We start from the raw sequence: 16486 nt of genomic DNA, 5'->3' as shown, positions 1-16486 counted from the left end.
TTAACTTTCTCTTGCTGCTTGAGTGCTAGGGGCTATTTAGCAAGCATCGTTACTTTTTTGAGAAAGCTATCTTTTAGGTGTTCTTGGTCGTATTCAAGGTGATAAGTGTTATGGAAGCCGACTTTAAGTTCCACGCCGTTGCCTCGCATAAAAACGTTGTAGCCGTCATAATCTGAAAACGCTTCAACACCCTCGTAAATTTTGCCATATTCAGTTGGTGTGCCGTTACTCATTACACACTCATACGCCTGTAATACAATTCCCGGATCCAGCTCATTTTTCATGGTGATCTCCTCGCCAAAACACATACATTAAGTATGGTTAATGATTGGGTGACATGCCAATCAAAAGCGGAACTACGTTCTCTCCATTGAGATAAATTATTAACTAATTCACAGTTCGTTGTGTGGAACGGCTTAAACTGTCTATAGCAACAGAGTTTTTCCTTAGGAAACAGCGTGAATCAGCGAGGTGGCTATGGAATTAAGTACATTTGTTAGTGAGCAACACACTATCTGGAACCTCTTTATTGCTTTGCTGCTTGGCGCAATCGTGGGTACACAGCGCGGTTGGGTGATGCGAAACAACGAAGAGGGCAGCCGAGTTGCCGGGATTCGCACCTTTTCACTTGTTGGCTTATTGGGTGGTTTGGTCGGTATACTCGCTCATCATTATTCACCACTGCTGATTGGTTTTGCTCTCATTGCCTTAGTGCTACTCGCGTGCATTGCGTTCGTGATTCAGCAAAAAAAGAGTCAGGATATTAGCATTACTGGTGTGGTTAGTTTGATTGTGACCTATGTGCTTGGCACATTAGCAGTCACGGGGGAAGCAGTATTAGCGGCTGCGGCTGCTGTGATCACCGCCGTGGTGTTGGATAACAAAAAAGAGCTGCATCAAGCGTTACAAAAACTGCAAGAGTACGAGTTAGATGCGGCATTAAGGCTGTTGCTTATCTCCATTGTGTTATTGCCTTTACTGCCTAATCAAACGTACGGTCCGTGGAGTGCACTAAACCCCTATGAAATCTGGTGGATGGTCGTATTGATTGCCAGCATCTCTTTTGTTGGCTATTTCGCTATTAAGATTGGAGGGGCAAAGCGGGGCATTCTATTTACTTCTGTTTTTGCCGGCTTGAGCTCTTCAACCGCGTTAACATTGCAGTTTTCTCACCTGTCACGTGAGCAGCCTAGTATTAGCCCTTTACTTGCTAGTGGAATATTGATCAGTTGCGGCACCATGTTCCCGCGTTTATTAATTGTCTTGACGGTTATAAACCCACAATTGGTTAAATTGCTGTGGCCGATTGTATTGACCATGATGGTTGCACTCTATTTGCCTGCTTGGTGGATATGGCGAACAAGTGATATCAGTACGGTCGAACAACCAAATCAGAAATCGAATCCGTTAGCATTGCAATCCGCTCTCTTTTTTGGCGTTGTTTTAGCGGCAATCATGCTGCTCTCTCATGCTCTGTCTGATTGGTTTGGTAGTGCTGGTACGCTGATTCTTGCTGCGGTCTCAGGTATTACCGATGTTGATGCGATTTCTTTGGCACTAGGTAGACAAAGCACGCAGATGTTAGATGTTACCACCGCGGCAATTGGTATTTTGATCGCCGCGTCAGTCAATACCATTGTTAAAATGGGCATGGTGGTGGCGATAGGAGACAAAGCGCTTTGGTCTAAAGTTGCGCCAGTAATGATTGGTTGCGTGATATCAGCTGTCGTGATGTTTCTTGTCGTCTATTAAGACCTGCTGACTTGTGAGGTGATTGCGTTCCTTTTCAAGCAGTTCACCCATGATGAGGTAAAGCAATAACGTTGTCTTCGGAAATAAAAAAACCCTCGCAGAGCGAGGGTTTCGTATTTATGCAGAAGCAATTAATTAGTTAACCGCTTTTTCAGCTTGGTCAGCTTGATCTGCCTGAATTGCTGTTAGAGCAACTGTGTACACGATATCGTCAACTAGAGCACCGCGAGACAGGTCATTTACTGGCTTGCGCATACCTTGCAGCATTGGACCGATAGAAACTAGGTCTGCTGAACGTTGTACCGCTTTGTAAGTCGTGTTACCAGTGTTTAGGTCTGGGAATACGAATACAGTTGCTTTACCAGCTACTGGAGAGTTTGGTGCTTTAGAAGCAGCAACGTTTTCCATGATAGCAGCGTCGTACTGTAGAGGACCGTCGATGATTAGATCAGGACGTTTCTCTTGAGCAAGTTTGGTTGCTTCACGTACTTTATCAACGTCTGCACCCTTACCAGATTCACCAGTAGAGTAAGAGATCATTGCTACGCGTGGTTCGATACCGAATGCCGCTGCAGAGTCAGCAGATTGGATCGCGATTTCAGCAAGCTGTTCTGCTGTTGGATCTGGGTTGATCGCACAGTCACCGTAAACCAATACTTGGTCAGGTAGCAGCATGAAGAACACAGAAGATACGATAGACGCATCAGGAGCAGTTTTGATGATTTGGAACGGAGGAACGATAGTGTTCGCCGTAGTGTGAACAGCACCAGAAACTAGGCCGTCAACTTCGTTGTTCTCAAGCATCATTGTGCCTAGGAATACTGAATCTTGTAGCTTCTCACGAGCAACAACTTCAGTCATACCTTTCGCGCCACGTAGTTCAACTAGGCGAGCTACGTAGTTTTCACGAACTGCATCAGAATCGATGATAGTTACGCCAGCACCTAGCTCAACACCTTGCTGTGCAGCAACGCGACGAATTTCTTCAGGGTTACCTAGAAGCACACATTCTGCGATACCGCGCTCAGCACAGATTGCAGCAGCTTTCACTGTACGTGGCTCATCACCTTCTGGAAGAACGATGCGCTTAGCCGCTTTACGAGCAAACTCAGTTAGCTGGTAACGGAATGCTGGAGGGCTTAGACGACGAGACTTTTGAGTGCCTTCAGTCATAGACTCGATCCAGTTGCCGTCGATGTGACCTGCAACGTGATCGTTGATGAACTCAATACGCTCTTTATCGTCAGCTGGAACTTCTAGGCTGAAGCTTTGTAGGTTCAGCGAAGTTTGCCATGTGTTGCCTTGTGCTTTGAAGATTGGAAGACCAGTATCAAATGCAGGCTTACATAGACCAGCGATTTCAGCAGGGATGTCGTAACCGCCAGTTAGCAGGATCGCACCAATTTCAACGCCGTTCATTGCAGCTAGAGAAGCGGCAACGATTACGTCTGGACGGTCTGCTGAAGTAACAAGTAGAGAACCTGGCTTGAAGTGCTCAATCATGTGCGGTAGAGAACGTGCACAGAAAGTGATGCTCTTGATACGACGAGTATTTAGGTCACCTTCATTGATGATGTCAGCATTTAGGTGCTGTGCCATATCAATTGCACGAGTAGCAATTAGATCGATAGACCAAGGCACGCAACCAAGTACGCGGATTGGGCTAGTGTTGAAGATCTGCATTACTTCAAGTTGGTTTTGGCTCGCAACATCTGCATCATCAAAGATTTCAGAAAGATCTGGACGAGTACGACCAGCATCATCAACAGGTGCATTTAGCTTGTTGATGATAACACCTGAGATGTTTTTGTTCTTAGTGCCGCCGAAGTTAGAACATGCTACTTCGATACGCTCTTTTAGCTGAGATGGGTTATCTGTGCCAGGCGTTGCAACTAGAACAATTTCAGCGCCAAGTGTTGCCGCGATTTCCGCGTTCACTTGGTTAGCGAATGGATGTTTACGAGTAGGTACAAGACCTTCGATTAGCGTTACTTCTGCATCTTTATTGATTTGGTTGTAACGTTCAACAACCGTTTCTAGCAGCTCATCCATGTTGTCAGCGCCGATCATATGTTCAGCAACAGACATCATCATTGATTCGCCAATCTTCATATCGCTGTTAAAGCCAACGATAGTTGAAGTTAGATCTGGTTGGTCACCGCCACTACGTGGCTGTGCGATAGGCTTGTAGAAAGAAACTTTTACGCCTTTGCGCTCCATCGCGCGAAGTACGCCCATGCTTACGCTAGTTAGACCAACACCAGCGCTAGTAGGGATAAGCATAATAGTACGAGACATTCGTATAGGTACCTTTTGCTATTGTGATCAAAGCTTAAATATGCATTCCATGCGTGGGATCAAGTAAGAGAAACGCTTGTATCCCCGTTACCTTCCATCATAAGAAAAACTGGCTAGCCAATGGCTAGCCAGTTAATTCGATTAAAGACCTGCTAGACGAGCAGTGTCTTCTGCAATAACCAACTCTTCGTTAGTAGAGATAACCATTGCTGGGATACGGCTGTTTGCTGAAGTGATAGTACCTTCGCCGCCGAAACGTGCTTTAAGGTTAGCTTCGCTGTCTACTTCGATGCCGAAGATAGCTAGACGGTTAAGAACCATTTCACGGATTGGACCAGAGTTTTCGCCGATACCGCCAGTGAAAGTGATTGCGTCTAGACGACCTTCTAGAGAAGCAGTGTAGCCCGCTACGTATTTAGCTAGGCGGTGACAGAATACATCCATCGCACGAGTTGCAGCTTCTTTCTCACCGTAGTTGTCTTCAACGAAACGACAGTCAGAAGTCACTTCAGTTAGACCTAGTAGACCAGACTCTTTAGTTAGCATGTTGTTGATTTGCTCAACAGAGTAGCCTAGAGCGTCATGTAGGTGGAAGATGATCGCAGGATCGATATCACCACAACGAGTACCCATTACTAGACCTTCAAGAGGAGTTAGACCCATAGAAGTATCTACAGATTGACCGTTCTTGATAGCACATACAGATGCGCCGTTACCTAGGTGACAGTTGATGATGTTAACTTCTTCAACTGGCTTGTCTAGTAGAGCTGCAACTTCACGAGTGATGAATAGGTGTGAAGTACCGTGCATGCCGTAACGACGGATACCGTGCTCTTTGTATAGGTTGTATGGAAGAGCGTATAGGAAAGACTCTTCAGGCATTGTTTGGTGGAACGCAGTGTCAAATACAGCAACGTTTTGTAGACCAGGGAAGTTTACTTTAGCCGCTTCGATACCGATAAGGTGCGCTGGGTTGTGAAGAGGTGCGAAAGTCGCAGCGTCTTGAATACCTTTTAGTACTTCATCAGTAATAAGTGCTGATTGAGTGAACTGCTCGCCACCGTGTACGATACGGTGACCGATAGCGCCAAGGTTAGCTTTAAGCTCAGGCTTAGAAGCAAGAATAGTTTCTACCATGAAAGATAGTGCTTCTACGTGAGCTGCGCCTTCACCTAGTTGAGCTTCGTGCTTGCCATCAAGTTTCCACTTCATGCGAGCTTCTGGAAGACCAAGACACTCAGCAAGACCGGTTAGGTGCTCTGCACCAGTTTCTGCATCAACAACAGCAAATTTAAGAGAAGAACTACCACAGTTTAAAACTAATACTAGCTTAGACATGTATGACTACCTGTTTATCGTCTGGAATATCCGAGGCAATAGATTTCATAACTTGGCAAACATCAGTGAGGTCCACAACCAATGGTGTGCATCTGCAAATTTGTTGACCAGTTTTGATTCCGATTACGTTGGATATCAAAATCAGTTGGAATGAAAAATTATCACAAGAATAGTCGAGTCTCATATCAACTGCGTACCACTTGTGACTTAAAATCTTTAAAATCCGTATGTAAAAAGAGGTTGCTTTACCAAGCAATCAACTTGTGCAATCCTTGCAGGCGTCTCTCAAAGTTGCCTAATTTGTAAATAAGAGCAACAATGTGATTGAGGGCGTGCAAAGGATAGCGATAATAAAGCAATATAACAAAAATATTTTGGAAGAATATTAACTTTAGTCAAATTTTTACGTGATTAGTTGAATCTTTCAACTCTTTTTTAGTAAGTCGCCCTGTACTGGAAGTGAGAGAGTAATATGAATAATAAAGTCGGCATCGTTCACAGCTTGCGTGACGGACAAAAGTACATGGATACTTGGCCAATGCGCAAAGAGCTAGCTTCACTCTTCCCTGAGCAGCGCATTATTAAAGCAACGCGATACGGTATGAAGGTTATGCCAGCGGTAGCCGCTATTAGTGTGCTGACGCAAATGGCATTTACTAACTATCAGAGTTTGCCGCAAGCCGTCATTATTGCGTTGTTCGCGATTAGTATGCCTATTCAAGGTATGTGGTGGTTGGGCAATCGTTCTAACACACAGTTACCACCGGCACTGGCGGGTTGGTATAGAGAGCTTTATCAAAAAATTTCGGACACTGGCTTCGCTCTTGAGCCGATGAAGTCTCGACCTCGCTATAAAGAGTTGGCGCAGATTTTAAACAGAGCTTTTCGACAATTGGATAAAACTTCATTAGAACGTTGGTTCTAGTGCAATGTGAAGATTAACCGCATGATCAAAAAAAGCGCTCACCTTGGTGAGCGCTTTTGTCTTTTAGTCAGTAAAGAATAGTCAATAAAGAAGAGTAATTAGTTAAACATCTCAATTGCAGCTTCAGGCTCAACGTATTCTAAGTTGAATGCTTCAGCCACTTCTTTACAGGTTACTTTTCCGTGAATCACGTTAAGACCTTCTAAGAAGCCTTTATCTTCTAGTAGCGCTTGGCGGTAACCTTTGTTTGCTAGTTTGATGATGTAAGGCAAAGTCGCATTATTAAGGGCGAAAGTAGAGGTGCGAGCGACAGCGCCTGGCATATTGGCTACACAATAGTGGACAACATCATCAACAATGTAGGTTGGATCAGCGTGAGTAGTGGCATGAGACGTTTCGAAACAACCACCTTGGTCAATCGCCACATCCACGACGGCTGCGCCTGGCTTCATTTTCGCAATGTGGTGTTTTGTTACAAGTTTTGGCGCGGCTGCGCCAGGGATGAGTACCGCTCCGATAACCAGATCTGCCTCAGTAACGTGTTTTTCAATTGCATCTTCAGTTGAGTAAACAACCTTAGCTCGACCTTGGAATTCCTCATCTAATTTGCGAAGTGTGTCGATATTTCGATCGAGAATCGTTACATCTGCACGTAAACCAACAGCCATTCTTGCGGCATTTGCGCCAACAACACCACCGCCAATAACCACAATTTTTGCAGGCTCAACGCCCGGAACCCCACCGAGTAAAAGACCTCGACCACCATGAGACTTCTCTAATGTTTGTGCGCCAGCTTGGATAGACATGCGACCGGCAACTTCTGACATTGGTGCTAGTAGTGGCAAGCGACCCATATTATCTGTTACAGTCTCATAGGCTACACAGACAGCTTTGCTCTTGATAAGCTCTTCTGTTTGTGGAAAATCTGGTGCTAGGTGTAGATATGTAAATAATATTTGTCCCTCTCGAAGCATTGAACGTTCGATAGCTTGAGGTTCTTTAACTTTAACTATCATTTCTGCTTTCGCGAAAACATCAGCTGCAGTAGGTAGAATGGATGCGCCTACAGCGATGTAATCATCGTCAGAGAATCCAATGCCCATGCCGGCTTGGGTTTCAACAAAAACTTGGTGACCTTGAGATACTAGCTCGCGAACGCTCGCTGGAATCATGCCTACGCGATACTCGTGGTTCTTGATTTCCTTAGGTACGCCAATGATCATCCTGACTCCTCATATTTATTTGGTTGTAATGACTATGTGTGGGTAGTATTGTCGAGTTAATATCTAGTATATAAGTAAATGTTTGACATTTGTTACTAAATATTGAAAAGATGTAGTATATATTTTTGCAAGGAAGTAATAAGGTGGAATAAAAAATGGCAGACAACAATAAGAAGCCGTCCAAGGATCTAGACCGTATCGATCGCAACATTCTTAATGAACTGCAGAAAGATGGTCGTATTTCAAACGTTGAACTCTCTAAGCGTGTAGGGCTTTCCCCAACACCATGTTTAGAGCGTGTGCGTCGTTTAGAGCGCCAAGGTTACATTACGGGTTATACCGCACTGCTTAACCCTCAATACCTAGATGCGTCACTATTGGTATTTGTTGAAATTACGTTAAATCGCGGTGCGCCAGACGTATTTGAACAATTCAATACAGCAGTTCAAAAACTGGATGATATCCAAGAATGTCATTTAGTTTCAGGCGACTTCGATTACCTATTAAAGACTCGTGTAGCAGATATGGGTGCATACCGTAAGCTGCTAGGCGACACACTATTACGTCTACCGGGTGTGAATGACACGCGTACATACGTAGTAATGGAAGAGGTTAAGCAAACTAACCAGTTAGTTATCAAAACACGATAGTTTGTGCTGAATAGAGTGAACAGCCTTTTAATTTTGAGTTATTGGGGCGGAGTACCACCCCAATAACTGAACTCCTTTATGGCACAGGTTCACTTTAATCGAATCAAATCGAGCGTTAGGATAAAATCCTTCCCATATTCTGACGTTAGACAATTGGGTTTTTGACCTTGATATGGTTAAATCTATAGTCCGAGTAGTTGTACTGCTCGGGCTATTTTTTTTCTATTAAAGATAAGTTGGTTATGTTCAAGAAGAACAGCAATAAAATCGAAACAATAATAAAGACTGGAGAAGATACTCAACCTTCTCGACTGACTGGTCCTGAACGCCTTAAAGAGTGCAGCCTCATTGTCGCTGTACTGGGTTCTATTTTACTTTCTATCGCATTACTTTCCTTTAGCCCGGCGGATCCGTCTTGGTCGCAAACCGCCTGGGGTGGGGAGATTGCCAATGCTGGTGGTGTTATTGGCGCTTGGCTAGCCGACACTCTCTTCTTTGCATTCGGTTCATTGGCATACACCTTACCGATTATCATCGTTACGGCGTCATGGGTATTGCTGCGTAAGCGTAGCGAAGATGACCCGCTTGATTTTATGTTATGGGGAACCCGTTTACTTGGCTTAACCATTCTTATTTTAACGAGCTGTGCACTAGCCGATATCAACTTCGATGATATTTGGTATTTCTCATCTGGCGGTGTTATTGGTGACGTTCTGACGAGTCTAGCTTTGCCAACGTTAAATGTACTTGGCTCGACGTTGGTGTTGCTGTTTCTTTGGGGAGCGGGCTTAACACTCTTAACTGGCATTTCTTGGTTGACGATTGTCGACTCTTTGGGTGAACTCGCTATCCGCGGATTTACGCGCGTGGTTAACCTTATTCGCGGTGAACGCGATGAAGTCATTGAAGCAGAATTGAAAGAAGTTGAAGACTTTGAACTGCCAAAACCAACTCCAACCGAAGCACAACAGTCCTCACAGGAGCAAGCCGCTCAACCGCGTCGATATAATATTCATATGCCTGAAGCCGCGGTAGCGGCGTCAGTCGCCAACCAGGTAGCAGCGTCACCAATAGAGCCTGTTGTTCCACATCGTGATCAACCTGAACCATTGACGAATGTTGAAGTGGTCACGCCACCACAACAAGAGGTTATTGAGCCGCTTCAGGCTGCCACTGATTATGCTGCGGAACCAATGCCGACAACGCAGTTTGAGCAAGAGCAACCACTGGTTGAAAGAACCCGTCAACTTGATGCAACCATAGAGCAGTTGGAAGAAGATGCCCTAAATTCTAACGATATGGCTGAGCAAGCGGTATCGGATTGGCAACAAGAGCCTGTGGAACAGGAAGCTGTAGAGCGTGAAGTGATTGAACAACCTGCCATCGTCGAAGAAGCTGTTACCACGACTCAGAGTGTTGCTGCAGAAGATCTACCATGGAATAGTGTGGAAGATGAACAGCCTTTAATTGATCAAGCGACGTTGGAGTCGATCAGCGAACAGGTAGAGCCTAACCCTACTCATATTGAGCCGGTTATTAGCTCGTTTGATGTTGCTGATGTGGAAGAAGTCTCTCATCCTTCACACCAAAGTGAGCCTGAGCGTGTTAATAACGAACAACCAGAAGTAGAAGAGTTCATTGAGCAAGACCAAGATGTGGAAACCTTCCAATCTTTGGTCGCGGATGCACAAGCAAAAGTGGTAGCGAAACAAAATCCATTCTTGGTACAACAAGATGTTAACCTGCCTAAGCCGATAGAGCCGTTACCAACCCTTGAGTTGCTTTATCACCCAGAAAAACGTGAGAACTTTATTGACCGTGATGCGCTTGAAGCCATTGCACGTTTGGTTGAGTCAAAACTGGCTGATTACAAAATCCAAGCGACAGTGGTCGATATTTTCCCTGGTCCTGTGATCACCCGTTTTGAGCTGGATTTAGCGCCGGGCGTGAAAGTAAGCCGTATCTCTAGCTTATCGATGGACTTAGCACGCTCATTGTCTGCGATGGCCGTTCGAGTAGTTGAAGTGATTCCCGGTAAGCCGTACGTTGGCTTAGAGCTACCAAATATGAGCCGCCAAACGGTGTATTTCTCGGATGTTGTGGGTAGCCAAACCTTTATCGAGGCAACATCACCAACCACCGTGGTGTTAGGTCAAGATATTGCGGGTGAAGCCGTGATCGCTGATATCGCTAAAATGCCACACGTACTGGTGGCGGGTACTACAGGTTCCGGTAAATCGGTCGGTGTGAACGTAATGATCCTCAGTATGCTTTATAAAGCATCACCAGAAGATCTGCGCTTCATCATGATTGACCCGAAAATGTTGGAGCTCTCTATTTACGAAGGTATTCCACATCTTCTTTCTGAAGTCGTGACAGACATGAAAGACGCGTCAAACGCATTACGTTGGTGTGTGGGTGAAATGGAGCGACGTTATAAGCTGATGTCCGCACTAGGTGTGCGTAATATCAAAGGCTTTAACGACAAACTGAAGATGGCTGCGGAAGCAGGGCATCCAATTCATGACCCGTTGTGGCAACCAGGCGATAGCATGGACCAAGAAGCGCCACTATTAGAGAAACTGCCGTATATTGTGGTTGTGGTTGATGAATTTGCCGATTTGATGATGGTAGTGGGTAAGAAAGTTGAAGAACTGATTGCTCGATTAGCACAAAAAGCACGAGCAGCTGGTATTCACTTGATCTTAGCAACGCAGCGTCCATCGGTTGATGTTATTACCGGTCTAATCAAAGCCAACATCCCAACTCGTGTTGCCTTTACCGTATCAACCAAAACAGATTCGCGAACAATTCTTGACCAAGGTGGTGCGGAATCCTTACTCGGCATGGGTGATATGCTTTACTTACCGCCAGGTTCAAGCCATACCACACGTGTCCACGGTGCGTTTGCTTCAGATGATGATGTTCATGCGGTAGTGAATAACTGGAAGGCGCGTGGTAAGCCAAATTACATTGAAGAAATCATCAGTGGTGACCAAGGTCCAGAAAGCTTATTACCGGGTGAATCGATGGAGTCTGATGAAGATATGGACCCACTGTTTGATCAAGTGGTCGAGCATGTGGTGCAATCACGTCGAGGTTCGGTTTCTGGTGTTCAGCGCCGATTTAAGATTGGCTACAACCGTGCCGCTCGTATCGTTGAGCAGTTAGAAGCGCAAGGTATTGTCAGTGCGCCAGGGCACAATGGTAACCGTGAAGTATTGGCACCGGCGCCTGGTCGAGACATGAATTAGACTCGGCTAAGTATGTTATTCATTGAAGCGCAGGTTAACCCTGCGCTTTTTTGTACCTAGCGTTTGGAAATGGAGCGTTAGCTTCTGACAATACTCGCTAGTCTCTCGGTTGTATTGAGCCTACGTAGCCTTGATAATGATTCAATATACTGACTATCGAGTCCCTGAAAGAAGCTGATTTCTCAGTTTTCCTTTAGAAACAAAAAAGCTGGCTAACCGCCAGCTTCTAGATAAGTGTTTTAGATGATTGGGTTACTTGCTTTTGGAAAATTGAGAAACCACGATCACTGCGAGGGCAATAAGGTTGGCGGCAAAAATAACCACCAGCCACTGAGGCATTGAGTAAGAAAGGAACTGCCAGACGATTTTTGCGCAGTCTCCAGTTGCTTCAAACATCCAAGGTGCCCATTTGTTTAATGGCGCCCAATCTGGGAAGGTGACGAATAAATCACAGGTAGCAAATGGTGATGGGTTAAATTGATAATTGACGTGCTGCATTGCGAGCTCTAAACCACGGTAGGCGCTGTAACCCCATGCGACGAGACCTGCCCATCGAACCACGGCATTCTGCGGTGCACAAAAGCCAATCATTGCTGCGCCAGCAATACCCATCATAGCAACTCGTTCATATATGCACATCACACAAGGTGGTAGTAGCATGACATGTTGGAAAAATAAGGCACAAGCTTCAAAGAAAATAATAAAGCCAAATAGGATAGCCCAAGAAAGGCGGCTTTTTGAGAAGCTCTTTAATGTTGCTAGAAAGTTCAAAATAGTGTCCTTGTTCAGAAATAGAAAAAGCTCTGATTACTCAGAGCTTTTTAGCTTGGATTAGTTTCTTTATCAAGAAAAAATATTAATGCCCACTTGAAACCGCTTCGGTAATCGTGCCCATGTGAGGCTCAATCCAGCCTACTTGATAGAACCAAGCGGTTGCTGGCTCTAGGAAGAATACGATGCCCGCTAGACCAACAAGTGCAAGCACGATGGTGTATGGTAGCGCCATAATAACCATGCGACCGTACGACAAGCGAATTAATGGTGCCAATGCTGAAGTCAGTAGGAATAGGAATGCGGCTTGACCGTTTGGTGTTGCAACAGAAGGTAGGTTAGTACCTGTGTTGATTGCAACCGCAAGCAAATCAAATTGATCACGGGTGATTACACCTTCTACCAACGCAGCTTTCACTTCATTGATGTAAACCGTACCTACGAATACGTTATCGGATACCATAGATAGCAAACCGTTCGCGACATAGAACATTGCTAATTGCGTCCCTTTATCTTCTACTGCAAGTACAGCATCGATAACAGGCTTGAATAGACCTTGGTCAATGATCACGGCAACAATGGCGAAGAATACGGAGAGAAGCGCTGTAAACGGTAATGCCTCTTCGAACGCTTTACCCATTGAGTGCTCTTCAATAACGCCAGTAAATGCCGTTGCCAAAATGATAACAGACAGACCAATAAGACCCACAGCGGCAAGGTGAAGAGCCAGTGCGGCAATCAACCATACAGCGATAGCACCTTGAATCCACAATTTAGCAACGTCTTGATTGGTGCGTGTCTTACGCTCTTCTGTGTCGAAATCAACAAGGATTTGACGAACAGTGTCAGGTAGTTCCGCGCCGTAGCCAAATACTTTGAATTTCTCGACCAATGCGCAGGTGATCATACCGCAGATAAATACTGGAATAGTAACCGGTGCCATGCGAATTAGGAATTCACCAAATTGCCAACTGGCTTGATCTGCAATGATTAAGTTTTGTGGTTCGCCTACCATGGTAGTTACACCACCCAGAGCGGTGCCCACACCCGCATGCATTAATAATGAACGAAGAAATGCACGGTAATCTTCTAAGTTATCGCGGGTTAATTCAGGAATGGTTTCATCATTATTATGGTCGTGATCACCGATTGGGTTGCCTGAAGCTACCTTATGGTAAATCGCGTAGAAACCAACAGCGACACTAATAACAACCGCTATAACGGTTAATGCATCGAGGAATGCTGAGAGGAATGCTGCTGCAAAACAAAATGCCATAGAAAGTAAAACTTTCGAACGGATACCGAGCAATATCTTGGTGAAGATAAACAGTAGTAGGTTCTTCATGAAGTAAATACCGGCAACCATGAAGACCAGTAATAGTAATACTTCAATATTGGCAACAAGTTCATGCTTTACTTGACCTGGGCTTGTCATACCAATGGCGACAGCTTCGATAGCCAAAAGACCACCAGGTTGAAGTGGATAGCACTTAAGTGCCATCGCTAGAGTAAAGATAAACTCAGCAACGAGTAACCAACCTGCGACGAACGGGTCGACGAAGAAAAATACGATAGGGTTGATAATGAGAAAAGCGATGATTAAGACTTTGTACCAGTCTGGCGCTTTACCAAGGAAATTCTTGATGAAGGCATTTCCGAGAGACATTGGCATAATACAACTACTCTTTTTATTGTTACAACGAAACACTGCGTGCTTGAATTTATGTTTTTGCTATTAGATTTTTAAAATAGCTACCCAAATCTAGCGGTAATGAACACGCTATTTATAATGACGATGACAAGCACACCACTACTTTGAATGCCACTCTACTATCCACTTGTACATAGTCAATGATTTTGTAACAAATGGTAAAATTGTGAGGTTTTTTTTTCAAAAAACGCGATCAAAGTAAAGTAACCATAACATCAGAAATTAAAAAAAATATATTTGGATTCTCACGTAGAGCGAAAGCGGTGAATAATATATTAAACATTAACAATTCATGTACAAATGCAGCCCAAACAGTGTTTGTTTTGAAAATGTTATAGAGCAAAAAAACTAACATTTGTAGTAACTTTGATTGCATATAACGGTATTGATTTATGTTTATTTTGTTTTGCCGAGGTGGAGGGATGATCATCATTAAATATACAAAATTAGTGTTATTACTCTATTTTTATTTTGCGAGAAGTTTACTATCAGTTTGTTTCCGATAGGTAATAACTAGTGGTATGATGAGTTTTCCGAACCCCTATAAAATAGAATATTGGACGCAGTTTAATGGTCATTAAGGCAAAGAGCCCTGCAGGATTTGCAGAAAAATACATTATCGAGAGTATTTGGAAAGGGCGCTTCCCTCCAGGTTCTATTCTTCCCGCTGAGCGAGAGCTTTCTGAACTTATTGGTGTGACACGAACCACTTTGCGTGAAGTTCTACAGCGCCTGGCTCGAGATGGGTGGTTGACTATCCAGCACGGCAAGCCAACTAAGGTAAACCAGTTTATGGAAACGTCAGGTTTACATATTCTAGATACCTTAATGACACTGGATGCAGATAACGCGACATCTATCGTGGAAGATTTGCTTGCAGCACGTACAAACATCAGTCCTATTTTCATGCGTTATGCATTTAAAGCGAACAAAGAAAGTTCGGAAAAAACTATCCAGAATGTGATCAATTCATGTGAAGCACTGATTAGCGCTGATTCATGGGACCACTTCATGCAGTCATCCCCATACGCAGAAAAAATCACTCAGCATATAAAAGATGATGGTGAGAAAGATTTAGAAAAACGCGAAGCTATCTTGATTGCTAAAACGTTTAATTTCTATGACTACATGCTATTCCAACGTCTTGCTTTCCACTCAGGTAATCAGATTTATGGTTTAATCTTCAACGGTCTAAAGAAATTGTATGATCGTGTGGGTAGCTACTATTTTTCAAAACCAGAAGCGCGGGACCTGGCTTTGCAGTTCTATCGTGATCTATTTGAGGTTTGTGAATCAGGTAATCGTGACGCTTTACCAATTTTGGTTCGTAATTATGGTATCGAAAGTGGACAGATTTGGCACAAGATGAAAACAACCTTGCCAACCAACTTTACCGAAGACGATTGCTAAGCCAGCAACAGATATAAAAACGCCCATCTTATTGATGGGCGTTTTGCTTTTTAAAGTTCGACACTTAAATCGCCTGTGAGCGTTGAAGAGCAGGCAAGTACATAGCCTTGAGCAATCTCTTCTTCGGTCAATGGCGAGCTACTGCTCGTTTCGACTTGGCCGACATTGACCTTACATTTACATGAGCCGCAAATACCGCTTCGACAAGCTACGATCAAAGGTACGCCACCTTGCTCGAGTGCATCGGCAAGGAGTGCACCTTTATTGGCTTGCAGTGTCTTACCAAAGCTTGGAACTTCGATAGAAACTGACTCATTGTCGCTACTTGATTGTTCAACTGGCTCTGGCGCCTCAGCGGGCGTAAAGCTCTCTTGATGAAACTGGTTCATGTCAAAATCAAGTTGCTTTAAGTAATCAGCGGTGTCCAACATAAACTGGTTAGGTCCACATAGATACACGGTACGCTGGTTAACATCTGGGACTAATGATTTTAGCCAGTCCGCACTTAAGCGTCCTTGTGGGTATCCGCTAGACTCGGCATTTTTCAGCAACAACTTCAAGTTGAATTGAGTGTGTTGCTTTGCCAACAGTTCAAGTTTGTCAAAATAAATCGTTTGTTGAGCCGATTTAGCGATGTGTAAGAAAGCAATATCAACCGCGGCATTTTCATTGAGCCAAGCTTTTGCCATCGCGTAAACAGGCGTAATGCCGCAGCCTGCGCTAACGAGCAATACTTTTTTCTGTTGCTCGATTTCAACTGGTGGGTGATCAATGCAATTGAATTCACCAGCAGGTGCTAAGCATTCGACATAATCACCGACAGAGAGTTTGTCGACGATAAAGTTTGAGACTTTGCCATCTACCACACGTTTTATCGTTAGCTGTAAGAACGCTTCGCCAGCAAGCGAGCTAATCGAGTACGCACGGTATTCCGTTTTATCTTCGACTTTTACGCCAAGGGTAACAAATTGACCAGGTTTGAATTGGAAAGCTTGTTCGCCTTCTGCGCTGAGAAGAATTGAAACACAATCTTCTGTTTCAAACCATTTTTCAATACAACGAAGTTTGATCGGTTGATTAGGATTCAACGAAAAGGGCATAACATTTCTCTATTAAATGACAGGAAAAGAGCCGCCATGAGATGCTCAATATGG

The 16486-nt window shown here is 44.2% G+C and carries 12 protein-coding genes; 5 read left to right on the top strand and 7 right to left on the bottom strand.

The genetic code is table 11. The features are described 5' to 3' along the window. Positions 1-32 precede the first annotated feature (32 nt). Positions 33-284: a DUF3081 domain-containing protein gene (locus H2O73_RS05300; RefSeq protein WP_182107352.1), complete on the bottom strand. Its 252-nt coding sequence runs from the start codon at positions 282-284 to the stop codon at positions 33-35. Positions 285-477: 193 nt separating this feature from the next. Between H2O73_RS05300 and H2O73_RS05295 the strand changes: the two genes are divergently transcribed. Continuing rightward, on the top strand, positions 478-1752 hold the full coding sequence (locus H2O73_RS05295; protein ID WP_182107351.1) for an MgtC/SapB family protein: 1275 nt from the start codon (positions 478-480) through the stop codon (positions 1750-1752). 135 nt (positions 1753-1887) lie between these two features. Here H2O73_RS05295 and pta read toward each other — a convergent pair whose 3' ends face one another. Further along, positions 1888-4050 (bottom strand): phosphate acetyltransferase, encoded by a 2163-nt coding sequence (pta, locus tag H2O73_RS05290; protein WP_182107349.1) that lies wholly within the window; start codon positions 4048-4050, stop codon positions 1888-1890. Positions 4051-4191: 141 nt separating this feature from the next. Further along, positions 4192-5388 carry an acetate kinase gene (locus H2O73_RS05285; RefSeq protein ID WP_182107347.1) on the bottom strand — a complete coding sequence of 399 codons (1197 nt, stop codon included), beginning with the start codon at positions 5386-5388 and terminating at the stop codon, positions 4192-4194. A 472-nt stretch (positions 5389-5860) separates the two neighbouring features. Between H2O73_RS05285 and yfbV the strand changes: the two genes are divergently transcribed. Further along, positions 5861-6313 (top strand): terminus macrodomain insulation protein YfbV, encoded by a 453-nt coding sequence (gene yfbV, locus H2O73_RS05280; protein ID WP_182107345.1) that lies wholly within the window; start codon positions 5861-5863, stop codon positions 6311-6313. A 98-nt stretch (positions 6314-6411) separates the two neighbouring features. Here the strand turns inward: yfbV and ald are convergent, their stop codons facing one another. After that, the gene (ald, locus tag H2O73_RS05275; protein ID WP_182107343.1) at positions 6412-7536 is read right to left on the bottom strand and encodes an alanine dehydrogenase; all 1125 of its coding nucleotides are present in this window, start codon (positions 7534-7536) and stop codon (positions 6412-6414) included. A gap of 155 nt (positions 7537-7691) precedes the next feature. Here ald and lrp point away from each other — a divergent pair, with 155 nt between their 5' ends. Further along, a complete protein-coding gene (gene lrp / locus H2O73_RS05270; RefSeq protein ID WP_006710825.1) occupies positions 7692-8186 on the top strand; it encodes a leucine-responsive transcriptional regulator Lrp in 495 nt (164 codons plus the stop codon). 242 nt (positions 8187-8428) lie between these two features. Further along, positions 8429-11440: a DNA translocase FtsK 4TM domain-containing protein gene (locus H2O73_RS05265; protein WP_182107341.1), complete on the top strand. Its 3012-nt coding sequence runs from the start codon at positions 8429-8431 to the stop codon at positions 11438-11440. 252 nt (positions 11441-11692) lie between these two features. Here the strand turns inward: H2O73_RS05265 and dsbB are convergent, their stop codons facing one another. Then, positions 11693-12211, bottom strand: coding sequence for a disulfide bond formation protein DsbB (dsbB, locus tag H2O73_RS05260; RefSeq protein WP_182107339.1), 519 nt, complete (start codon positions 12209-12211; stop codon positions 11693-11695). Positions 12212-12296: 85 nt separating this feature from the next. Further along, on the bottom strand, positions 12297-13883 hold the full coding sequence (gene nhaB, locus H2O73_RS05255) for a Na(+)/H(+) antiporter NhaB (RefSeq protein WP_182107337.1): 1587 nt from the start codon (positions 13881-13883) through the stop codon (positions 12297-12299). 609 nt (positions 13884-14492) lie between these two features. Here nhaB and fadR point away from each other — a divergent pair. Next, the gene (fadR, locus tag H2O73_RS05250) at positions 14493-15332 is read left to right on the top strand and encodes a fatty acid metabolism transcriptional regulator FadR (RefSeq protein ID WP_182107335.1); all 840 of its coding nucleotides are present in this window, start codon (positions 14493-14495) and stop codon (positions 15330-15332) included. Positions 15333-15382: 50 nt separating this feature from the next. Here the strand turns inward: fadR and H2O73_RS05245 are convergent, their stop codons facing one another. Continuing rightward, the gene (locus H2O73_RS05245; protein WP_182107333.1) at positions 15383-16432 is read right to left on the bottom strand and encodes a hybrid-cluster NAD(P)-dependent oxidoreductase; all 1050 of its coding nucleotides are present in this window, start codon (positions 16430-16432) and stop codon (positions 15383-15385) included. Positions 16433-16486: the final 54 nt, after the last annotated feature.

It is taken from the genome of Vibrio marinisediminis (assembly GCF_014050145.1).
Lineage (GTDB): Bacteria > Pseudomonadota > Gammaproteobacteria > Enterobacterales > Vibrionaceae > Vibrio > Vibrio marinisediminis.
This window is presented reverse-complemented; position numbering and strand designations above follow the sequence as displayed.

What these genes read in the sequence shown, in the direction of transcription:
- yfbV (WP_182107345.1), top strand. Translation starts at nt 5,861, where the DNA reads ATGAATAATAAAGTCGGCATCGTTCACAGCTTGCGTGACGGACAAAAG.
- pta (WP_182107349.1), bottom strand. Translation starts at nt 4,050, where the DNA reads ATGTCTCGTACTATTATGCTTATCCCTACTAGCGCTGGTGTTGGTCTA.
- H2O73_RS05245 (WP_182107333.1), bottom strand. Translation starts at nt 16,432, where the DNA reads ATGCCCTTTTCGTTGAATCCTAATCAACCGATCAAACTTCGTTGTATT.
- nhaB (WP_182107337.1), bottom strand. Translation starts at nt 13,883, where the DNA reads ATGCCAATGTCTCTCGGAAATGCCTTCATCAAGAATTTCCTTGGTAAA.
- ald (WP_182107343.1), bottom strand. Translation starts at nt 7,536, where the DNA reads ATGATCATTGGCGTACCTAAGGAAATCAAGAACCACGAGTATCGCGTA.
- H2O73_RS05300 (WP_182107352.1), bottom strand. Translation starts at nt 284, where the DNA reads ATGAAAAATGAGCTGGATCCGGGAATTGTATTACAGGCGTATGAGTGT.
- H2O73_RS05295 (WP_182107351.1), top strand. Translation starts at nt 478, where the DNA reads ATGGAATTAAGTACATTTGTTAGTGAGCAACACACTATCTGGAACCTC.
- fadR (WP_182107335.1), top strand. Translation starts at nt 14,493, where the DNA reads ATGGTCATTAAGGCAAAGAGCCCTGCAGGATTTGCAGAAAAATACATT.
- H2O73_RS05285 (WP_182107347.1), bottom strand. Translation starts at nt 5,388, where the DNA reads ATGTCTAAGCTAGTATTAGTTTTAAACTGTGGTAGTTCTTCTCTTAAA.
- H2O73_RS05265 (WP_182107341.1), top strand. Translation starts at nt 8,429, where the DNA reads ATGTTCAAGAAGAACAGCAATAAAATCGAAACAATAATAAAGACTGGA.
- lrp (WP_006710825.1), top strand. Translation starts at nt 7,692, where the DNA reads ATGGCAGACAACAATAAGAAGCCGTCCAAGGATCTAGACCGTATCGAT.